This is a genomic window from Calothrix sp. NIES-2100, assembly GCF_963875285.1.
GTDB lineage: Bacteria > Cyanobacteriota > Cyanobacteriia > Cyanobacteriales > Nostocaceae > Aulosira.
In genome coordinates, this window is sequence record NZ_CAWNLA010000001.1 from 5,194,289 (window position 1) to 5,213,427 (window position 19,139).

Consider the following 19,139-nt stretch of genomic DNA (forward strand, 5'->3'; position numbering starts at 1 on the left):
TTATTGTGGCTATGCGTTAGCGCAGCTTCAATTAGCGATCTCTCTTTTGTTTGAGAGGATAAAGTGCGATCGCCCAGCTTCACCATGCGATCGCCTTTTTGTTTGAGTTGATGGAGTGCGATCGCCCAGCTTCATCAAGCGATCGCCTTTTTGTTTGAGTTGATGGAGTGTGATCACCCAGCTTCATCAAGCGATCGCTTTTTTCAGCCACCGAGATACAGTTAACATTAAAAAGCATTCCACACTTACAAAGTTCTTGAATCTCAAGTAATTATGCTGAAACTTTACGGTGGTACTCGTACTCGTGCGTCAATCATCGAGTGGTATTTACAAGAATTGGGAATTCCCTACGAATTTGTACTCCTAGATATGCAATCAGGTGAACATCTTCAGCCTGAGTATTTGAAACTTAACCCAATGGGGAAAGTTCCAGCATTAGTGGATGGGGACTTCCAGATTTGGGAATCAGGGGCAATTTTGTTGTATCTTGCCGATAAATATGGCAAAACACCACTTTCACCTGAGGAACGTGGTGTTTTGTCGCAGTGGGTATTTTTTGCCAATGCTACTCTGGGGCCTGGAATTTTTGGGGAAGAGAATCGAAAACGGGAAATGACTCGTTTGTTAACTCCCTTGAATAACATTTTTGAACAGCAACCTTTTTTATTGGGTAATGAATTTAGTGTTGCTGATGTAGCTGTGGGATCTATCCTAAATTACTTTTTGCTTTTGCTGAAGCTAGATTTGAGTTCTTATCCAGCCGTATTGGATTATATCAAACGCATATCTGAACGTCCGGCATTTTCCATTGGTAAAAGAGCTTAACTAAATCGTTTCATTGACATAAATCCCCACGCTTCAAGGGTGGGGATCGCACTACCTATTTCCATCAACTTCAATTAGCGATCGCCCATAACACTACCGAATTTACCTAACCAAAATTAGCGATCGCATCGACAAAACATCATACCTGACGACAAGCCGAACACTTTAACTCTCCAGTGCTGTTAACCACGACTGCAAATCAGCCAAGCTGATAAAATCAAGTAAAGCTTCGCTCCAATCTTCGAGAACAGGTAAGGGCAAACTAAAAATTTGCGATCGCACTTCTGGAAATATTTCTCCAAAGCGCTTAGTTAACTTTCGGGTAATCTAATTAGCTGTTGCTTCTTGTCTTCCTTCTTCCTTGATTTCCCGGTAAACTCTCGTTTCTTTCAGTGTTATTCCTAGTTCTCCATTCTATAATTCTATGCACCCTCATATAAGTAGAACGTCGTGAATATTTATAATCGGGATTAGGCAGGAGGCAGAAGGAAAGAGGGTTTTATCTCTTTTACCTTTCTTAACATACATTGATTTTTCCCAACGACTTACTTAAAATCAGTATAAGTATTTACTATGTGTATCCTATTTGATTTATCTGAAGCTAGGTACACTTTTATTCTTATTTCCCTGTTAAGATTTCCCTATTCCCTGTTTCCTCCCTAAGCAAACAATTTCCCAAATAAAACCGGATTGCTATATAAAACCTTGTTTTTTGGATTTATTTGGCAAAAAGGAAATTGGTATTAATTTAAATAAGTTTAAAAGCTTAAATTATGTTATGGTTAGAAAAAAGAGAAATATTTTTGGTCAAGGTAAGGACTATATAGACGCTATCCAAATATAAATTTCAACATCCTCTATATGGGGAAATATGCTATGTCAGTTTATATTGGTAATTTATCCCATGAAATTGAAGATGAAGACATCAGACAAGTCTTTTTAATGTATGGGTCTGTGAGGAAAATTCTAGTATCTACGAATCAAAAAACAGGTGAGAAGAGGGGATTTGCAGTTGTAGAAATGGAAACAGACGCCCAAGAAGTAGCAGCAATTAATGGATTAAGAGGTGCTGAATGGATGGGTTATAGCCTGAAGGTGAATAGAGCTAAGACAATTGTAGACGTAGCTTAATCTGTCCTTAATGCATATTTTCTGCGCTCAGTGGTTGAATTCTCGTAGTGGTTACATACAACCTCAGAGAGATTCCCACAAAAAGAAGGCAAAAAATCCCATAAATATATGAAGGTTGAGATGAATAACTATAGTAGAGAGGAGAAATTGAAAATTAAAGCGTTGGATGTCAAAGCTGGCGATCGCATCGTTGCCTACTGCAAGAACAAACGGCAGATTTGTAAAGTGAAGCAAATTTTAGATCTCAGTCAGACTAATGTCACACTCTCAGTATTCACAACTGAGCATTATCGTGGCTGCTTAGTCTCATGTGTAGTCAGGTTCCAGTGGGACGCTTTAGTCGAATTAGTCAGCTAGTATATAATATTTTTTCCCCTCGTCCACCTAAAAGTTGATTTCTATGTCATAATAGAAGATGAGAATTAATTCGGTTAACAGCGTTTGTTTTTAGTATTGACAGGCTTTTTGTTTTTGGTATTTACAAACTTTTCTCCGAAATCTAAATCTCTACACATTTACAATTTCGGAGACAATCTATGTCAGTTTATGTAGGCAATCTTTCTTACGAAGTTACAGAAGAGAGTTTGAATGCTGTGTTTGCAGAATATGGTTCTGTCAAGCGGGTTCAGCTACCTACCGATCGGGAAACCGGTCGTGTACGCGGCTTTGGTTTTGTGGAAATGGGTACTGATGCAGAAGAAACTGCCGCCATTGAAGCGCTTGATGGTGCAGAGTGGATGGGAAGAGACCTAAAAGTAAATAAGGCTAAGCCCAAGGAAGATAGAGGAGGTTCGTTTGGTGGTGGTGGAAACCGTAGCAATTACGGTGGACGTAACCGTTACTAAGCTTCACTAATTTAGTTATTTGACCTAAACCGTTAGTTCAACAAATTAACTTGATGTATTAGCGGCTCAGGCATTACTGCTTGAGCCTTTTTGCTACAGAGTTTAGACTGCCAACGAAAATGTCACCTTGAGAAGCTAAAACCCTTTTTCTGGAATTCTTTATGACAAACTTAACCTTGACCATTCAACCTGCTGTTCTGATCACTATCATAGGTGAAACAGTCTTGAAAGAAAAGATTGTGAAGCTGCTAAAAAGCCATAGTGTAAGCGGTTACACCATTAGTCAAGTACAAGGTGAGGGTGGACATGGAAAACGCTTGGCAGATATGGCAGGTTACAACACTAATATTGAAATAAAAACTCTTGTTTCATCAGAAGACTCTGATGCTATCTTTGAGGCACTAAAAGAGGAGCAAGGCAAGCACGCCTTAATTGCCTTTCGGCACAAAGTAGAAGCCTTCTATTGATTAACTCTTTTTCATCAATTTGAGGTGAAAGATTGAATCTTCGTTGCCTAAAATGTCGTCGAAAATTCTTTTTTTTTTGAAATTTCAGTTTAATAGTGAGGAATTAAAAAATGTCTACTGAAACTGATGTAGTTGCCTACATTCAAGAAAGTGAATTTGATAGTCTATTAAGTCAAGAAAAAGTTGTTGTAGTGGACTTTACTGCTACTTGGTGTGGCCCTTGTCGTCTGATCAGTCCATTAATGGATCAACTCGCCGAAGAATACAAAGGCCGCGCTAAAGTCGTTAAAGTAGACGTGGATAACAACAAACCGATGTTCAAAAAATTCGGTCTTCGCAGTATTCCAGCGGTTTTAATTTTCAAAGATGGTGAGTTAGTAGAAACTATCGTCGGAGTTTCTCCTTACGAACAATTTAGCAGTGCTGTTTTGCAGCTGCTTTAGCTTGTTTTTGGGGAGATTTCTAGTTCTCCCATTTTTTTGGGAGGTACTCAACCATAATTCTATTACCCCTAAAAATTCTCCTACACATACAATCTACACAATACTAGGTGTAGTAACCATGAACCCAGAAGCCAAACAAATTGTTAGTGAACTAAGGCGTGAATTCTACTCTCTATTTGCTGCTGCTATGAAGAAACCAGTGAGCATAAGTAGCACATCCTATAGTAGTAATTCTCCTATTGCATCTTGGATAGATGAAAGGCAGCAACTGAATTATGTAAATATATATGCTTACATGGCACCTGACGAATTTAACCCATTGCGCCCGTTCATTCTGCGGCTGGCGATTAATAAAAGCGCTCTTCAATTCATGATGGGAAAAAAGTTCCAACAATCCCGAGGACTTAATCTGGTATGGGACTTTGAGTTAACTGTATTGCCAAGAGAAATTTTAGATTTTCTGCCTTGGATAGTTAGCTTAGTTGAATCCCACGAGCAAGTTGCACCCTTAAGACTACAGTCACCACCCCATCCCTTTGAATTAAAAGTACCGGCGCTTGAGTTATGTAATAACGCATGGACTCTTGAAGCTTCTTGCCTCCTCACAAAAATGATGCAGCCAGTATAGTATTTTAGTTAACGCAGTCAAACACAACCACAATTGATAATTACTGCAAGTTTTCTGTGCTTATATCTCTATTCACATCTACTGAGCCATTTGCATCCACACTTGCTGCTTCTTTGGTAAAATACTTTAAAGTTGAAGCTAAAGCTAGTTGAGAAGCTACTTGATAAGCTACCTCTTTCGAGATTTCCTGTTGTTGATTTAACAACTCAAGAAAGCTTTCAAAATCACGCATCACACAATATCTGTGTAATGCAGATTTTTTTTCTATTAGATTAAATTTTTCGTCAATCTTATCTTTTGCTTCTTTTTCTGCCTCAGCAATTGAATTGACGAATCCGCCATTATGACATAATTCACCAAAAATTTTATAGTAATAAGCTTTTCTACTTAATGATTCCTCTTCAATGTGAATTGAATGAAACTTGTATTCAATTTTGAATTTTTTAGATTCCATAAATAGATGTCATCACATGATTAACTAAAAATAATCTTGAATTTGTAGTTTTTTTTTGTTCATCGTTCCCAACGATAATTTTCTACCCCCACATTGGTGGTGCAGGGGATTTATGACTATTATCACGTTAAAGTTGCAATTTTTAATTTGCTCTCCGAGCACTTATAAGGATAGAGAGATGATACAAACTTGAGACTCATTTGCGAAAATTTCTCTTATTTTGTCTGTGCCGAGCAACTTCTTTGCGCTTACGTTTTTGCTCTGGCGTTTCAAAATGACGATTCTTTTTCATGTCAGGAAAAATACCTGCCTTAGAAACTTTGCGCTTAAAACGACGCAAGGCAGATTCAATTCCTTCATGATCGTCTACGATTATTTGAGTCATTCTATGTCCTTACTTAAGTAGTACTGGTGAGTGTTAATCCATGCAGTAAATCTGAGAAAAAAAGGACAGACTCATTGTCTGCCCTGAAGACGTTAGAGTTTAAATTTCTGAGTTGAGATTTTAGTAACGGTTGCGAAAGCCGGAGTTATTTCGGTTCCCACCAAAGGAACCTCTGTCTTCTCTGGGTCTAGCTTTGTTCACTTTCAAGTTACGTCCCATCCACTCAGCACCATCAAGAGCTTCAATGGCAGCATTTTCTTCTGCATCTGTACCCATTTCTACAAAAGCAAAACCACGCAAACGACCTGTTTCACGATCAGTGGGTAGCGAAATCTGCTTTACAGAACCATATTCTGCAAAAACACTATTTAAAGTCTCTTGTGTAACTTCATATGAGAGATTACCTACGTAAAGTGACATAAATTGCTTCCAAAATTAAAAGTGTGTAGAGATTTAAATTTCGGAGACAACCCTGTCAATAACAAAGAGTAAAAGCCTGTTAATAATAAAAACAAAATTTGTGTCCGATTTTTATTCTCATATTCAACCTTAACACGATATTCAATTACTCTACAGAATATATTTCTAAAGTCTGAGTTGTAGATTGTACAAAGATCAGTTTTTTATTAAAAGCTTAATTTTAGGCGAACTATTGTGAACCTGCGCTATATCCTAAGTATATATAAAGTAATTTATATAACTTGCTCTACGTGTCTCTTTCAGTTTAGATGAGCGCGATGCTAAAGCGTTTCACTCAAAAAAATTGCTAAAATTCATACTTTATATCGGGAAATAAAGTTAATAAAATATAAATAAGTTTGATGTGAGCAATAATGACAAAATTGGAAAACAATATGATGGCAAGTGAAAAAATAATTTTCCTCAGGAAAAATAAATTAGTAAATCTGTGTTAATCTAAAAACAGGAATCAAAAAGTAAGAATGCAAAAAGACTTCAAGACAATATTGAGGTAAACTCAATAAAGTCCTTTTGCTCTGGTAAGTCCGCTTCAATATCGTTATGATTTTTAGTAACGATAACAAAAGCCAGATCAGCAAGATAAACACCTTAGTAAGGGCTTGAAGTCAATCATAGCTTGCTTAGGTAATAGCCAGTAATGTTTGGCTATACTAGTTAGTTAAACCACCAGATTCAATTACTCTTAGAGTCGCAGGAGAAAGACTCTTAGTACATCCTGGTAATCCGAAATAAATTAGAACAGTTACTGAACTTGGTAGAAGCAATATTAACTATTTTCATTGCTCCAACTATGTTTTAGCAGCTGCTTACTGGGAAATTAAAACTTCCAGCAAGTAGATACTGTTCCACAAAATTCAGGAATTTAACTAGATTGTCAAAATTAACCAATACACTGCCTAAACCATAGTGTTAAAGGTTGTAAATGCAGAGATTTATCTTGTAATTGAGGACTTATTTCGCTGCATTAAGAGCAATAGGATTAGGTGATTTTTTAGGAATAAATCGAAGAAACACCAAGAAGCGATCGCTCGGTATTTTAGGATATCGAATGGGGCAATTATGGCAAAAGCAACATTAGGAAAGTTGTAGCAACCATTAAGAGTAAACTGCAATTTTGGTTGGTTGGGTGCAGGGCAAAAACCCTGTAAAGTTTGATATTGCCACTGTAAAAACTCTGAAGGCTTGAGCAACCGATGGGGATTTAGTTACAACAACCTACAATGCTGATGTCAAAGTTCTCCTGATAGAAAATACTCGCAAAAATATCAGATCGCAAGTGCTGGAGAGTCATCTTTGCAATATTCCAGAAACACAAATCAAATCCTCCTCTATGCAACCTCTTACTGTTTTTGCCCGGTGTGTTTGTTGGCAAACGCTATATGCCAACACTACTAAGGGTTAAGTCTCAGGTAAACCTTCACTCCCATCGACCAATTAATTCTAGGGAAACACAAACCATGTCTATCGATAGCAAAATCAGACAAATAGCTTTCTACGGTAAAGGCGGTATTGGTAAGTCTACTACCTCTCAAAACACTCTGGCAGCTATGGCAGAAATGGGTCAACGCATCCTGATTGTCGGTTGCGATCCTAAAGCTGACTCCACTCGTTTGATGCTGCACAGTAAAGCTCAAACCACTGTTTTGCACTTAGCTGCTGAACGTGGTGCAGTAGAAGATCTCGAACTTGAAGAAGTCATGCTGACTGGCTTCCGTGGTGTGAAGTGCGTAGAGTCTGGTGGTCCAGAACCAGGTGTAGGTTGCGCCGGTCGTGGTATCATCACCGCCATCAACTTCTTGGAAGAAAACGGTGCTTATCAAGATGTTGATTTTGTATCATACGACGTACTAGGTGACGTTGTTTGCGGTGGTTTTGCTATGCCTATCCGTGAAAATAAAGCACAAGAAATCTACATCGTTACTTCTGGTGAAATGATGGCGATGTACGCTGCAAACAACATCGCTCGCGGTATTTTGAAATATGCACACACTGGTGGTGTACGTTTGGGTGGTTTGATTTGTAACAGCCGGAACGTTGACAGAGAAATCGAACTGATCGAAACTCTGGCAAAACGCTTGAACACTCAAATGATTCACTACGTACCTCGTGACAATATTGTTCAACACGCTGAGTTACGTCGGATGACTGTGAACGAGTACGCACCCGACAGCAACCAAGGTAACGAATACCGCATATTGGCTAACAAGATCGTCAACAACAAGAATCTTCAAATTCCTACACCAATTGAAATGGAAGAATTAGAAGAGTTGTTGATTGAATTCGGTATTCTCGAAAGCGAAGAAAATGCTGCGAAAATGATTGCTACAACTGCTGAAAGCACTGCTAAGTAAGTAAAAAAACTCCATCCTCAAGGGGGTGGAGTTTTTGTCAATGGTCGGTTGTCAGTGGTAAAACAACTAACAACCGCCCACAAACAAATGACATGCATAAAGCCTTCTCTTCGAGACGCTGCGCGAACGGCATAGCTATCTCCTGTCGGAGAGGCTGCGCCCTAAGCGAAGCTATGCCGTAGGCTTTACGCTTAGCGCGGAACGTCCCGCTCTTAAGCGCAATAAAAAAATTCCCGTTGTCAACTTAGTAACAACGGGAATTTATATAATTTTATATAAACTCAACTAGCGAGAGGCGAGTTGTGGATTCGCCCAAACATCTGTAAACTTTTGACCAAAAGTAATTGGCTGATCTGTATCAGTATTGATATTTACAATCTTGCCATCAATTGCTACTTTCACTAATGGCCAGTCTTCATCACCTAATTCGCCAGCACGGAAGAGTACGTGATCGGGTTGACCTTTACTCCAACCTAATAACACTGCAATCTTTTCATGCTCATCTGCTTCACTTACAGGAGAAACAGTGTTAGCTTGATTGTTTTGCCGATCCCAAATCACTGCGCGATCTGTTGCATCAGCTGTATTGAATATACCTTCAAAGCGACGTGCTAAGAAGCGATCGCCTTTTTCCGACCAGCTTACAGGAACTAATACGCCAATTTTACCATTGCTCTCTGTTGCTTCCTGAGTCTGTGCTTTTGTTTGTAATAAAGGATCGCCCAGGACAGAAGTAGAAGCAATTACCCTTAACTTCTTGGTTTGTACCTCTTCGACAAACAACACACTCGTAACACGGCTGTTGTGCATTTCGGGTTTTACTTCTAGTCGCACCCTACTATACACAACATACTTCCCATCGGGAGAAGCTACAGGAACACTGCGATAGTAACGTACTCCACCTCCCTTAGAACCAATAGCCTCCTGAGTAGCTAAAATCCATTTCCAAGGAATGGGATGAGGGCTACCTATGGGATCTGCTGCTACTTGCTCTGGGCCTGGTTGTTCCGCAACAGGTATATCTGAGTTGGTGTTTGGTTGTGATTCCCTTAAAATTGGTGTAACTTGAGTTGCTGCCAATGATTGAGTAACAATTATTTCCTTGGGCTGAAAATTATTTGCAGCTTTCAAAGACTTGATTTTCGAGCCTTTTAACTTTTGCAATAAACCTGATTGACTAGAAGAGACTTTTGTCGATGGTGCGATTTCCACGACTGCTAATGGATCTGATTCAGGTACATTGCTGCTAGAAACAGTATGGTCTTCTTTGAGAATACTTTCTGTTCCTGCCAAAGAATCAATATTGTCTGCTGGTGATAATTGTGATTCTCCAACAGTAGCCATTCCTTCCATCTGAGAGTCAGATTCTCTCGTTGGGGTGTTATTTGGATCTGCTGTTAATATATCAGCTAATAAATCATGTTCCCTAACAGCAGCAATTTCTATGCCAGTTGAACCTGAATTTCCATTTTCAGAAGTGATATTTGCTACTTCTGATTGCTTAGCTGAGGTAGAGTGACCTGATGCTGCTACTAGAGGTGCGATCAGTATCGCAATCACAGCATATTTGATAAATGGTTGTACGCGAAACCATCCTGACAGCAAAAGAGGTTTAAACATGGGTTGACTCTCTAGAGGGCGGTTGCTGTGTGAGAAGCAGACCTGTGCAGCAATGAGGTAGGCTATGGATATAGGTATAACAAGAAACTAAAAGCTTTAACGAGAGAATTTCTTGAAAGTTATTACAGATTTACAAAGCTTAAGTATCATAGTTAACCTCTTTCGACCTTTAGTATACTGACTCGATACAGATAATCTGTTATTAGGTAATAACACAGATTAATTAAGGAATATAAAGAACAAGACAAACTGATTCAGCATTTGACACTCAACTCTACCTAGGGGTAGTAGTCAATTAGTCTTCAGCTGAACCACTTAAGCCGTTAATAACTAAAGCCGAGATACAAATCACGCTTACTGTTAGGAGTTGTGTTGAGGATAGCTAACCCGCAGGCTGCTTCCCTACCTATAACCTGCGACAATAGCGCAGAATCACAAATCACGGTAAATTTGAGACGTTACCGCCAAAGCTGACGCGCAACATATTTCCTACTAAAAAACCAAATACTAGTATCTACCTAACTACATAAATTGTCACCTGCTCTACATTAATTGTGAGGACACAGTGACATTTGGATGTAAATACACCTAAAGCTTAATTCTAGGAAACACAACAAAACGATATTTAGCAGGTAGAGGCACAGCCGATTGTCGTCCGACATCGACCAATAATTGAGTTACGCTAGAAGTAAAAGCAGTTATTACTAGCTTATCTGCTGGCTAACTTAGACTTAATTATAAGTCTATCAAGGAATTTTTGGTTTCACCATTATCAAATCACTTTAGCATCAAAAAACTCATTTCTGGAAAGATTATTTCGCAATAGTTAAAAGTCAAAAGTCCATAATCCATAATCGATTGACTATTGACCAATGACCATTGACCAATGACCATTGACTATTGTCCATTGACAATTGACTAACATGAAAATTGTATTTTTTGGTACTCCACAGTTTGCTGTCCCAACTCTAGAAAAATTACTGAACCACAAAGATATTGAAGTATTGGCAGTTGTTACGCAACCCGATAAACGCCGAGAAAGAGGGAATAAACTAACACCTTCACCAGTAAAAACACTTGCTAGTTCTGTTAACCTACCAGTATGGCAACCCCAGCGCCTAAAAAAACATACAGCAACCTTAACTAAACTTAAACAATCAGATGCAGATGCGTTTGTTGTTGTCGCCTATGGGCAAATTTTATCACCCCAAATTTTAGAAATGCCAAAGTTGGGCTGCATTAACGTGCATGGCTCGATTTTGCCTAAATACCGGGGTGCAGCGCCCATTCAATGGTGTTTGTATAATGGCGAGTCCGAAACGGGGATCACCACAATGTTAATGGATGCAGGGATGGACACAGGGGCGATGCTGCTTAAAGCCACAACACCGATTGGATTACTGGATAATACCTATAATTTAGCCGAGAGGCTAGCCGACATTGGTGCAGATTTATTGCTGGAAACCTTATGTACACTAGAACGCCAGCAAATCACAGCAATTCCTCAGGATCATTCCCAAGCGACTTATGCACCTTTAATTCAAAAGCAGGATTACGGGTTAGATTGGTCAAAAAGTGCTGTACAATTACACAATCAAATCAGAGGCTTTTACCCTAACTGCACTGCGAGTTTTCGTAATCAAGTGCTGAAAATTACGGCTACCGTTCCCCTTGGTTCTGCTTACAGCCATGAGCTACCAGCAGAATTAGAAAACATAATACATAAATTGCCTGATTTGTCAACTTTGTCCGGTAGTCCGGGAGAAGTGGTAAGCATTACCAAGGGAATTGGCGCGATCGTCCAAACAGGCGTTGGTATGTTGTTGTTGCGAGAAGTTCAGTTAGCTGGTAAACGTCCTCAGTCGGGCTGGGATTTTGTTAATGGTACCCGTTTAACTGTAGGAGAAGTGTTTGAAAAAGGATGAAGTATGAAATTCATCCTTGGTCTTTCATCCTTTCATAGAAACGGCAAGATATACAAGGGCCAGTGGGATTGACTGCACAACGGACGATTTCGGAATGAGCATTATAGCTACAGGTAGCATCGCCAATTACCCATCGTCCCTCTACCAAACTTTTCTCAGCTGGTCTTTGAGCAGACTGTACGTAAAGGGCGATATTATGCAAACGGTAGCGCCCTGCTTTTAATTGGTATTTGTGGCGGCGCTCTAAAACTGCGTAAGTTTTCCCGTCAAAATCGAGATAATTTCCTGGTTGGGGTGTCCAATCAAGTTGCGCTCGACCGAGGGATTGACGCGGATGCGTCAAAATCACCTCGGTTGGTAAAGAGTCTGGCTCCATAGGCTTATGTGATTTGATTTACATTATAAGAATAGTATCGCACTCACCTCTTTTAGCTTACCGAATCTAGACTATAATTAATAGTTTGCTAAATTTACTCGCTGCGCGGGTCAATTGTCATTGGTCATTTGTCAATGGTCATTGGTCATTTGTCATTGGTCAATGGTCAGTGGTCATAAGTAATTTATCCCCACACTCCCCACACTCCCCCACACTCCCCTCTCTCCCCATCTCATCATCCAATGCTGATCGCACTTCAAATTAGCATTGACAAAATGCTATGATTGGCATCGAAATCAATCCAGGCGATCGCTTAGTCAGTTCTTCAGTTGAGTTTTTCCATCCCGACTTAACCTCCTGCTAAGTACCACCGCCGAATCCCCTGTCTGCTCGTTGGCTGTTAAATCTAGATTGGATTTAAATTCATAAATCTTCACAAAGGCCAAGCAGCCCTAGGGAATCGGTGAGGTAAATTTCTGCTGATGATGTGGTTGATTTATCGGGGAATCAGGCGATAGAGACCGATATGAACAAGGCAAATAATTTTAGATGCCTATTACATTGTTTAAAGTTATGTAGCCTTTTGATTACGGAGCCTCAGCCACTGCGGTAAACTATGCCTTGATTATAATTCCTTCGCAGAGAAGAACACTCGAAAGGAGCCTTTTTTCAATGTCTCATACCGTAAAAATCTACGATACCTGCATTGGCTGCACTCAGTGTGTCCGCGCTTGCCCCACTGACGTACTGGAGATGGTACCCTGGGATGGCTGCAAAGCTGCTCAAATTGCCTCTTCACCCCGCACAGAAGACTGCGTAGGATGCAAACGTTGCGAAACCGCTTGTCCCACCGACTTTTTAAGCATCCGGGTTTATCTGGGTGCTGAAACAACTCGCAGCATGGGTCTAGCTTATTAATTTCTCATTTTGCTCGCAATCAACTGTTTTAGTTAGCAAGCACTTTTAGCATCGTAGGGTGGGAACTTGCCACCCTACAGTATCGTTCTTTAAAAAGAATTCAGTATTAAGGAGTAATATACTCCTTTTTTCTTTGCTAAAATTGACACTTCTATGATACCAACTTGTCGAGTTGGTATCATCTTCAACAGAGAGGGGTGGACGAAATGTGCGGCATTGTGGGGTATATTGGCACTCAAGCGGCGACAGAAATTCTCTTATCTGGTTTAGAGAAATTGGAGTATCGGGGCTATGATTCTGCGGGAATCGCTACTATCTGGGAAGGTGATGTGCAATGCGTGCGGGCTAAGGGCAAACTCCAGAACTTACGTTCTAAACTCGAACAAGTAGAAACTCCCGCGCAAATTGGTATCGGTCACACTCGCTGGGCGACTCATGGTAAACCAGAAGAGTATAATGCCCATCCCCACCTAGATACGGCAAGGCGAGTAGCGGTAGTGCAAAATGGCATTATTGAGAACTATCGTGAGTTGCGAGAGGAACTAAAAGCCAAAGGACATGTGTTTCGTTCCGAAACAGATACAGAAGTTATTCCGCACCTGATTGCCGAAATTTTTAAAACATCTCCCTCTTCCTTATTAGAAGCGGTTCGTCAAGCTGTAAACCACCTACAAGGCGCATTTGCGATCGCAGTGATTTCAGCAGACTACCCAGATGAATTGATTGCTGTTCGGCAACAAGCACCCTTGGTAATTGGATTTGGGCAAGGAGAGTTATTTTGCGCTTCCGATACGCCGGCGATCGTTGCTTATACCCGGGCAGTGCTACCATTAGAAAATGGAGAAATTGCGTGCCTGACACCTCTGGGTGTGGAAATTTACAACTTTGCTGGCGATCGCCTCAAAAAGCAACCCCGATTACTCAACTTGAATCCCACAATGGTAGAAAAGCAGGGATTCAAGCACTTCATGCTCAAAGAAATTTACGAGCAACCAGGAGTGGTACGTGCTAGTTTAGAAGCTTACTTTAGTAATGATGCTAATACCAGTCAGCCTACCCAGTCACCAATTAATCTTGGGTTACCTCCAGAATTCTACGCAGATATAGAACAAATTCAAATCGTTGCTTGTGGTACTAGTTGGCACGCCGCATTGGTAGGAAAATACTTGCTCGAACAACTAGCAGGGATTTCTACCCAGGTACACTATGCTTCCGAATATCGCTATGCCCCATCACCTTTAATACCCAATACATTGATTATTGGTGTGACGCAATCAGGGGAAACAGCTGATACTTTGGCAGCTTTAGCAATGGAAAAAGAACGCCGTCAAGGTAAAGAAAGCAAATATCAAGCGCGATTGTTGGGTATTACCAATCGTCCAGAAAGCAGCCTCGGTCATATGGTTCCCCATATTATTAATACTTTAGCAGGAATTGAAATTGGTGTAGCGGCGACAAAAACCTTTATTGCCCAATTAATGGCATTTTACGCCTTAGCCTTGGATTTAGCTGCCCATCGTCAAACAATTTCCCCAGATAAAATCGCAGAAATTATTGAAGGCTTGCGACAAGTTCCCAAAGAAATTGAAGCCACTTTAGAAATTCAAGAAGGTTTAACCGAACAATTAGCACACGAGTTTGCAGAAACCCAAGATTGTATCTTTTTGGGAAGGGGGATTAACTTCCCCATCGCCTTAGAAGGCGCATTGAAATTAAAAGAAATTAGCTATATTCACGCCGAAGGATATCCAGCCGGCGAAATGAAACACGGCCCGATCGCCCTTTTGGATGCTAAAGTACCAGTAGTGGCGATCGCTGTTCCTGGTAGTGTTTACGAAAAAGTGATTTCTAATGCCCAAGAAGCCAAAGCTAGAGATTCGCGGTTAATTGGGGTAACACCTGTAAAAGATGGCGAAGCAGCCGAAATCTTTAACGATTTATTACCAGTACCAACTGTAGATGAATTACTCTCTCCCATCCTCACAGTCATACCTCTGCAATTATTGGCTTATCACATCGCGGCGCGTCGCGGTTTAGATGTCGATCAGCCCCGGAACCTCGCAAAATCGGTGACTGTGGAATAGTATAAAATTATACTTTATATTTTATATGAAAATAGCTTCTTAGCAAGTTATGTAGCTTGCAAGAGCTATTTTTTTGCGTAAATACTACAAGTCATTCCTGTATATCAAAAGACTTAATTACCCCGGATATCACAGTGAAGGTTGAAATTGTCTATTTAAATGCGATCGCAGAAACTTGAATGTATATTTTTATAACATATTTAAGCTACAAACCAGTCTGTAAAAATTAGATCCGGTAACATCTAAAATTAATTCAATCTATCAAAATTATGAGTGAAATCCATCTACGTCAAATCAAGTCTTACCTGCAAAAAACATTTAATGATTTGATTGACTTGTCAGATTATCAAAACAAATCTGAAGCAGATAGAGAGTTAATTTTATTAACAAGAAGTCTAGCTGCATTTACATTGATGGTATTAGCTGATATTTCTCCTCAAGAAGCAGCAAAATCAATAGTTGATGGTGGACAAGATAATGGAATAGATGCCATTTATTTTGACAGAAGAGAAAAAATAATGTATGTATTACAATCCAAATGGAAACAGGAAAGTAAAGGAAGTATAAAAACAGATGAAGTGATGAAATTCACTCGAGGATTTAAAGACTTAGTGAATGCTAGATATGATAGGTTTAACTCAAAACTCAATAACAAAACTCAAGATATTGAGGAAGCACTTAATGACGCAGGAACAAGATTTGAAATAATTCTTGTCTATTCAGGACAAACTCCCCTAGCAGATGAGCCTAAAAGAGAATTTGATGATTTACTAGGTGAGATGAACGATTCATCAGATATAGTCAGTATGAGAGTTCTTAACCAATCAAATATATATAACATAATATCTCAAGGAGCATCTGGCAATCCTATAAATTTAGATGTTTGCCTTTTTGATTGGGGACAAACTAAAGAACCTTATCAATCTTATTATGGCCAAGTTTCTGCAAGAGAAGTAGCTGATTGGTGGACTAAACATTCTCCTAAATTGTTCTCTTCAAATATTAGACTATTCGTCAAAGATAGTGAAGTCAATGAAGGTATTATCAATACAGTTAAAAAAGAACCGGAAAAATTTTGGTATTATAATAATGGTATAACAGCTTTATGTTCTAGTATTGGCAAAAAACCACTTGGAGGTAGTGGAAGAGATACAGGTATATTTGAATGCAAAGATGTGAAAATAGTCAATGGTGCTCAGACTGTTGGTTCAATAGCAAGAGCATATCAAAATTCTCCTGAGCAAGTTGAAAAAGCAAGAGTTCACATTCGTTTTATATCTTTAGAAAATTGCCCTGAAGCATTTGCTACAGAGATAACTAGATTCAACAATACTCAAAATAGAATTGATCGTCGAGAATTTGTGGCTCTCGATCCTGAGCAAGAAAGAATCAAAAATGAACTTCATTTAGAGGGAATTATTTATACTTATAAGTCAGGTGAATCAATTCCAGATGGACAAAAAGGTTTTGATTTAAATGAAGCTACGATTAGTCGAGCATGTAAACAGAATGAGGTTTCTTTCGCCACAAGAGTTAAAGATAAAATTGGTGTTTTATGGGAAGATATAGAAAAACCCCCATACAAAACTCTATTTAATAGATCGGTGAATGGTTCTAATCTTTGGAAATTAGTTCAAATACTAAGAGTAGTAGAGAAGAAGTTATCAGAAGTACAAAAACAACGAGATGGAAGAGAAAAGTTATTTGCTACTCATAGTAATCGTCTCGTTCTACACTTAGTTTACAAAGCTCTACCAGATAATTTTTTTAGTATATCATCTGATTTAACCCCAGAAGAAATTGATGATATTGAATCTATAACCTCAAAGTTCTTGGGCAGTATTATGAGTGAAAGTAGCAACCTATTTCCAAGTTCCTATCCGGCAAATATCTTCAGAAATGTCACAAAATGCCAAGAAATTATTGAAAGAATTTTAAATTGAAGTTGCTTTAAAAAATTTCAAAACTTTTTATACAACTTTTATCTAATATTTACTGCAGTGACGTTACTACGGAATCGTACCATTTCCTCACTTGCATGAAAATGTAATGCTATTTCTGTCTGTTTCATTTGACGCTGAACAGCCCAAAGTAAACCCCGCCGAGGAATCTGAAGACAACTACCTAAATAAGTAGCTTCATCTTCATCGCTCTGTCGGCGCAAAGGAAGCCCAGTATTTGGATCGAAGCGGACAATTTTATGTCTTAATAACAGGTGTCCAAACTCATGCATCAGGTTCGACTCACGCCTCGCGGGTGTATGGAGTGGGTTGTTTACAATCCAGAGTGGGCTTTGATTGATAATTCCTGCTGACCATTGGTCGCTATCGAGCAATATCTTTACTACACAAGGATCTAAGTTGGGAATCTGTTCCGGTGTCAAAATTTTGGCATTTAGTTGAACTGCCAGTATATCTGCTGGTAATGGGTCAAATGCCCGTAAGTTTAATAAACTACGTTGCTCAGTGGCAATGCCTTCACACTTTTGCCTAAACTCAGTTGGTAATGTCTCTGTTAGTGCCATATTCTTATAATCCGGCTATTAATTGTCGCTTTTTTGAGCATTATCGCGAGACGCTGCTTTGACTAATTCTGCTAGTGCATTCGCTATTGCCGGATCGAGTTTTTTCGATGCTCGCAATTGAATTTCTATTGTCTCTAATGTATTAAAGTCGGAGGGAGCTTCGGATTCTTCTGTTTTCTTAAATAGTTCAGATGGTGGCACTTGTAGCCAATTGCAAAGTAATAAAAAGGTTTCCATATCGGGCATTTTGCCATTTTCTACCCGTGAGAGTGTAGCAGAACTAATATTACCTATTTCTTTAGCTGTATCTCGCAAACCCTTGCTCCCTCGCTTCGTCTTCACCATTGCACCCAATAAAGCTGTGTCTAAGTTGTATCCCATAGGTTTTTTGTTGCTTTTATGAAACGCTTTGCTTTATTGTATCACTCAGCTATAGTTATTATGTATTCTTTATGTATATACGATTAACAGTGTTTCATTTAAGATACGAAATTCATCCAAAACTAATTTTATACAAGGGAGGTACTGCTTGGATAATAGCGAAATCATCTTATTTGATTTCTTGGTTGTTGGGTTAGCAGAGTTTTTGCGTTTAGATACTCTAGACCAAATCCCTAAATACCCCTACCCTGATTTTTTACAGCGTGCCTCCAACACTCTGGCATTGAAAATGACAAGTATTCCGTATCCGCGTACTTTAGAAGGTCTTTTTAGTCTTTTAGAAAAACCCTTGCAAACATGGTATCCACTGGCGATACCGAAAGAGTTTGATTCAGAATATGGCTTGATTTACGATAAAGCGCTAAGTGAAGAAGCAAGTCAATATTTCTACGAACAGTTGGTAAAACGAGGGCAATTGCCTGAGTTTGCTTCTGTGAAAATACAGCAAATTGCGCTGGAAAACTTTCTATTTCAGAGGCTGCTGGAGAGACTGCAAGAAGCCAATGAAAAGGATGCTGAACGCGCTGTGCAAGAATATGTTTTGCTGCGGCGATTCTTAATTGAGAATCCTTATACTACTTTAGAGAGCCTACGCAAGACCTTTTCTAAAACACGTTACATATCTATTAATGATGTGGGCGAACTGTACGAAGACTGTAAAGAAAATGAATCTTATTGGTGTTGCGATCGCTGCGGCCCTTTGATTAAAAAACATGGGCATTTACGTAGCATTAAGCCAAGCGTCTGCAACGATCATCGGAAAAACTTGTCTCATGTCCGGCGTATTTATTGGAAGCAAGGTCTGCGTCGTCTCAAGTTTGGTATTCATTGGCGTGTCTGTTTGCCTGGAATCCCAGAGATAAATCTGTTCGAGGCTTTAAAAAAGCTGCATCAACAACAGCCAGAATATCTTTGTGAAGTTCAACTTTGGCCTGGTATTGACCGTTACGACTTGCAACTACGTTTTGGTGATGGTTCAATGTGGGCTGTAGATGTCAAAGACTACCGAAATCCCTATGATTTGGCTTTGCAACTGAAGCCGATATTTGGGGAAGGCGATTTGCACTACGACGAAAGTTTTTATGTGATTCCTAACCATCGTCTGCGTCAACGCCAAGATTACATTGATATCTTGCGTGAAGAAGCAACAGGATTGCCAAAAAGTACCCATCTTTTCAGCGATAGAGCTTTTGAAGAACGAGTCAGCACTAAGATAATGCACCTGAGTAAAGGGAAATAGCA

Annotated in this window: 21 protein-coding genes and 1 pseudogene; 13 read left to right on the forward strand and 9 right to left on the reverse strand. The window is 39.5% G+C overall.

Annotated features, from left to right (window positions below):
- Positions 1-27: 27 nt before the first annotated feature.
- Positions 28-177 carry a hypothetical protein gene (locus AACU32_RS21330; protein WP_339378146.1) on the reverse strand — a complete coding sequence of 50 codons (150 nt, stop codon included), beginning with the start codon at positions 175-177 and terminating at the stop codon, positions 28-30.
- A 96-nt stretch (positions 178-273) separates the two neighbouring features.
- Between AACU32_RS21330 and AACU32_RS21335 the strand changes: the two genes are divergently transcribed.
- Positions 274-825: a glutathione S-transferase family protein gene (locus AACU32_RS21335; RefSeq protein WP_096603045.1), complete on the forward strand. Its 552-nt coding sequence runs from the start codon at positions 274-276 to the stop codon at positions 823-825.
- Positions 826-990: 165 nt separating this feature from the next.
- Here the strand turns inward: AACU32_RS21335 and AACU32_RS21340 are convergent.
- Positions 991-1,230, reverse strand: a pseudogene (locus AACU32_RS21340) (DUF4351 domain-containing protein); the annotation flags it as partial.
- Between the two features lie 471 nt (positions 1,231-1,701).
- Here AACU32_RS21340 and AACU32_RS21345 point away from each other — a divergent pair.
- From AACU32_RS21345 to AACU32_RS21370, 6 genes are all read left to right on the forward strand, one after another.
- Entirely contained in the window at positions 1,702-1,956 is a 255-nt protein-coding gene (locus AACU32_RS21345) for an RNA recognition motif domain-containing protein (RefSeq protein WP_096608107.1), read from the forward strand.
- A gap of 108 nt (positions 1,957-2,064) precedes the next feature.
- Positions 2,065-2,313, forward strand: a complete 249-nt coding sequence (locus AACU32_RS21350) for a hypothetical protein (RefSeq protein WP_339378147.1) — start codon at positions 2,065-2,067, stop codon at positions 2,311-2,313.
- A gap of 179 nt (positions 2,314-2,492) precedes the next feature.
- Positions 2,493-2,801, forward strand: a complete 309-nt coding sequence (locus AACU32_RS21355; protein WP_096603047.1) for an RNA recognition motif domain-containing protein — start codon at positions 2,493-2,495, stop codon at positions 2,799-2,801.
- A gap of 161 nt (positions 2,802-2,962) precedes the next feature.
- On the forward strand, positions 2,963-3,268 hold the full coding sequence (locus AACU32_RS21360) for a P-II family nitrogen regulator (RefSeq protein WP_096603049.1): 306 nt from the start codon (positions 2,963-2,965) through the stop codon (positions 3,266-3,268).
- Positions 3,269-3,378: 110 nt separating this feature from the next.
- Positions 3,379-3,711: a thioredoxin gene (trxA, locus tag AACU32_RS21365; RefSeq protein ID WP_096603051.1), complete on the forward strand. Its 333-nt coding sequence runs from the start codon at positions 3,379-3,381 to the stop codon at positions 3,709-3,711.
- 118 nt (positions 3,712-3,829) lie between these two features.
- Positions 3,830-4,339, forward strand: coding sequence for a hypothetical protein (locus AACU32_RS21370; protein WP_096603053.1), 510 nt, complete (start codon positions 3,830-3,832; stop codon positions 4,337-4,339).
- A gap of 40 nt (positions 4,340-4,379) precedes the next feature.
- Here the strand turns inward: AACU32_RS21370 and AACU32_RS21375 are convergent, their stop codons facing one another.
- The 3 genes from AACU32_RS21375 to AACU32_RS21385 form a co-directional block, all read right to left on the reverse strand.
- Complete coding sequence (locus AACU32_RS21375; RefSeq protein ID WP_096603055.1) at positions 4,380-4,793, reverse strand: hypothetical protein; 414 nt, start codon at positions 4,791-4,793, stop codon at positions 4,380-4,382.
- A gap of 196 nt (positions 4,794-4,989) precedes the next feature.
- On the reverse strand, positions 4,990-5,178 hold the full coding sequence (rpsU, locus tag AACU32_RS21380) for a 30S ribosomal protein S21 (protein ID WP_096603057.1): 189 nt from the start codon (positions 5,176-5,178) through the stop codon (positions 4,990-4,992).
- Positions 5,179-5,298: 120 nt separating this feature from the next.
- A complete protein-coding gene (locus tag AACU32_RS21385) occupies positions 5,299-5,598 on the reverse strand; it encodes an RNA recognition motif domain-containing protein (protein WP_096603059.1) in 300 nt (99 codons plus the stop codon).
- 1,517 nt (positions 5,599-7,115) lie between these two features.
- Between AACU32_RS21385 and nifH the strand changes: the two genes are divergently transcribed.
- On the forward strand, positions 7,116-8,009 hold the full coding sequence (gene nifH, locus AACU32_RS21390) for a nitrogenase iron protein (RefSeq protein WP_096603061.1): 894 nt from the start codon (positions 7,116-7,118) through the stop codon (positions 8,007-8,009).
- 285 nt (positions 8,010-8,294) lie between these two features.
- Here the strand turns inward: nifH and AACU32_RS21395 are convergent, their stop codons facing one another.
- On the reverse strand, positions 8,295-9,629 hold the full coding sequence (locus AACU32_RS21395) for a hypothetical protein (RefSeq protein WP_096603063.1): 1,335 nt from the start codon (positions 9,627-9,629) through the stop codon (positions 8,295-8,297).
- Between the two features lie 923 nt (positions 9,630-10,552).
- On the opposite strand from AACU32_RS21395, the gene fmt reads away from it, so the two are divergent.
- Positions 10,553-11,554, forward strand: coding sequence for a methionyl-tRNA formyltransferase (gene fmt / locus AACU32_RS21400; RefSeq protein WP_096603064.1), 1,002 nt, complete (start codon positions 10,553-10,555; stop codon positions 11,552-11,554).
- A 10-nt stretch (positions 11,555-11,564) separates the two neighbouring features.
- On the opposite strand, the gene AACU32_RS21405 is transcribed toward fmt, so the two are convergent.
- Positions 11,565-11,930 (reverse strand): DUF6464 family protein, encoded by a 366-nt coding sequence (locus tag AACU32_RS21405; RefSeq protein ID WP_096603066.1) that lies wholly within the window; start codon positions 11,928-11,930, stop codon positions 11,565-11,567.
- 672 nt (positions 11,931-12,602) lie between these two features.
- Here AACU32_RS21405 and psaC point away from each other — a divergent pair.
- From psaC to AACU32_RS21420, 3 genes are all read left to right on the forward strand, one after another.
- Positions 12,603-12,848 (forward strand): photosystem I iron-sulfur center protein PsaC, encoded by a 246-nt coding sequence (psaC, locus tag AACU32_RS21410; RefSeq protein ID WP_012411495.1) that lies wholly within the window; start codon positions 12,603-12,605, stop codon positions 12,846-12,848.
- A gap of 206 nt (positions 12,849-13,054) precedes the next feature.
- Positions 13,055-14,932, forward strand: coding sequence for a glutamine--fructose-6-phosphate transaminase (isomerizing) (glmS, locus tag AACU32_RS21415; protein ID WP_096603068.1), 1,878 nt, complete (start codon positions 13,055-13,057; stop codon positions 14,930-14,932).
- Positions 14,933-15,201: 269 nt separating this feature from the next.
- The gene (locus AACU32_RS21420) at positions 15,202-16,875 is read left to right on the forward strand and encodes an AIPR family protein (RefSeq protein ID WP_096603070.1); all 1,674 of its coding nucleotides are present in this window, start codon (positions 15,202-15,204) and stop codon (positions 16,873-16,875) included.
- 38 nt (positions 16,876-16,913) lie between these two features.
- Here AACU32_RS21420 and AACU32_RS21425 read toward each other — a convergent pair whose 3' ends face one another.
- A complete protein-coding gene (locus AACU32_RS21425) occupies positions 16,914-17,456 on the reverse strand; it encodes an ImmA/IrrE family metallo-endopeptidase (RefSeq protein ID WP_096603072.1) in 543 nt (180 codons plus the stop codon).
- 18 nt (positions 17,457-17,474) lie between these two features.
- Positions 17,475-17,837, reverse strand: coding sequence for a helix-turn-helix domain-containing protein (locus tag AACU32_RS21430; RefSeq protein ID WP_096603074.1), 363 nt, complete (start codon positions 17,835-17,837; stop codon positions 17,475-17,477).
- 148 nt (positions 17,838-17,985) lie between these two features.
- Here AACU32_RS21430 and AACU32_RS21435 point away from each other — a divergent pair, with 148 nt between their 5' ends.
- Entirely contained in the window at positions 17,986-19,137 is a 1,152-nt protein-coding gene (locus AACU32_RS21435; protein ID WP_096603076.1) for a restriction endonuclease-related protein, read from the forward strand.
- The last annotated feature ends 2 nt before the right edge of the window (positions 19,138-19,139 follow it).

Excerpts from the sequence above, each read along its gene's own strand:
- AACU32_RS21430 (WP_096603074.1), bottom strand. The coding sequence starts at position 17,837 with ATGGGATACAACTTAGACACAGCTTTATTGGGTGCAATGGTGAAGACG.
- AACU32_RS21370 (WP_096603053.1), top strand. The coding sequence starts at position 3,830 with ATGAACCCAGAAGCCAAACAAATTGTTAGTGAACTAAGGCGTGAATTC.
- trxA (WP_096603051.1), top strand. The coding sequence starts at position 3,379 with ATGTCTACTGAAACTGATGTAGTTGCCTACATTCAAGAAAGTGAATTT.
- nifH (WP_096603061.1), top strand. The coding sequence starts at position 7,116 with ATGTCTATCGATAGCAAAATCAGACAAATAGCTTTCTACGGTAAAGGC.
- AACU32_RS21405 (WP_096603066.1), bottom strand. The coding sequence starts at position 11,930 with ATGGAGCCAGACTCTTTACCAACCGAGGTGATTTTGACGCATCCGCGT.
- AACU32_RS21420 (WP_096603070.1), top strand. The coding sequence starts at position 15,202 with ATGAGTGAAATCCATCTACGTCAAATCAAGTCTTACCTGCAAAAAACA.
- AACU32_RS21360 (WP_096603049.1), top strand. The coding sequence starts at position 2,963 with ATGACAAACTTAACCTTGACCATTCAACCTGCTGTTCTGATCACTATC.
- rpsU (WP_096603057.1), bottom strand. The coding sequence starts at position 5,178 with ATGACTCAAATAATCGTAGACGATCATGAAGGAATTGAATCTGCCTTG.
- AACU32_RS21385 (WP_096603059.1), bottom strand. The coding sequence starts at position 5,598 with ATGTCACTTTACGTAGGTAATCTCTCATATGAAGTTACACAAGAGACT.
- AACU32_RS21345 (WP_096608107.1), top strand. The coding sequence starts at position 1,702 with ATGTCAGTTTATATTGGTAATTTATCCCATGAAATTGAAGATGAAGAC.
- fmt (WP_096603064.1), top strand. The coding sequence starts at position 10,553 with ATGAAAATTGTATTTTTTGGTACTCCACAGTTTGCTGTCCCAACTCTA.
- glmS (WP_096603068.1), top strand. The coding sequence starts at position 13,055 with ATGTGCGGCATTGTGGGGTATATTGGCACTCAAGCGGCGACAGAAATT.
- AACU32_RS21425 (WP_096603072.1), bottom strand. The coding sequence starts at position 17,456 with ATGGCACTAACAGAGACATTACCAACTGAGTTTAGGCAAAAGTGTGAA.
- AACU32_RS21350 (WP_339378147.1), top strand. The coding sequence starts at position 2,065 with ATGAAGGTTGAGATGAATAACTATAGTAGAGAGGAGAAATTGAAAATT.
- AACU32_RS21355 (WP_096603047.1), top strand. The coding sequence starts at position 2,493 with ATGTCAGTTTATGTAGGCAATCTTTCTTACGAAGTTACAGAAGAGAGT.
- AACU32_RS21395 (WP_096603063.1), bottom strand. The coding sequence starts at position 9,629 with ATGTTTAAACCTCTTTTGCTGTCAGGATGGTTTCGCGTACAACCATTT.
- AACU32_RS21375 (WP_096603055.1), bottom strand. The coding sequence starts at position 4,793 with ATGGAATCTAAAAAATTCAAAATTGAATACAAGTTTCATTCAATTCAC.
- psaC (WP_012411495.1), top strand. The coding sequence starts at position 12,603 with ATGTCTCATACCGTAAAAATCTACGATACCTGCATTGGCTGCACTCAG.
- AACU32_RS21335 (WP_096603045.1), top strand. The coding sequence starts at position 274 with ATGCTGAAACTTTACGGTGGTACTCGTACTCGTGCGTCAATCATCGAG.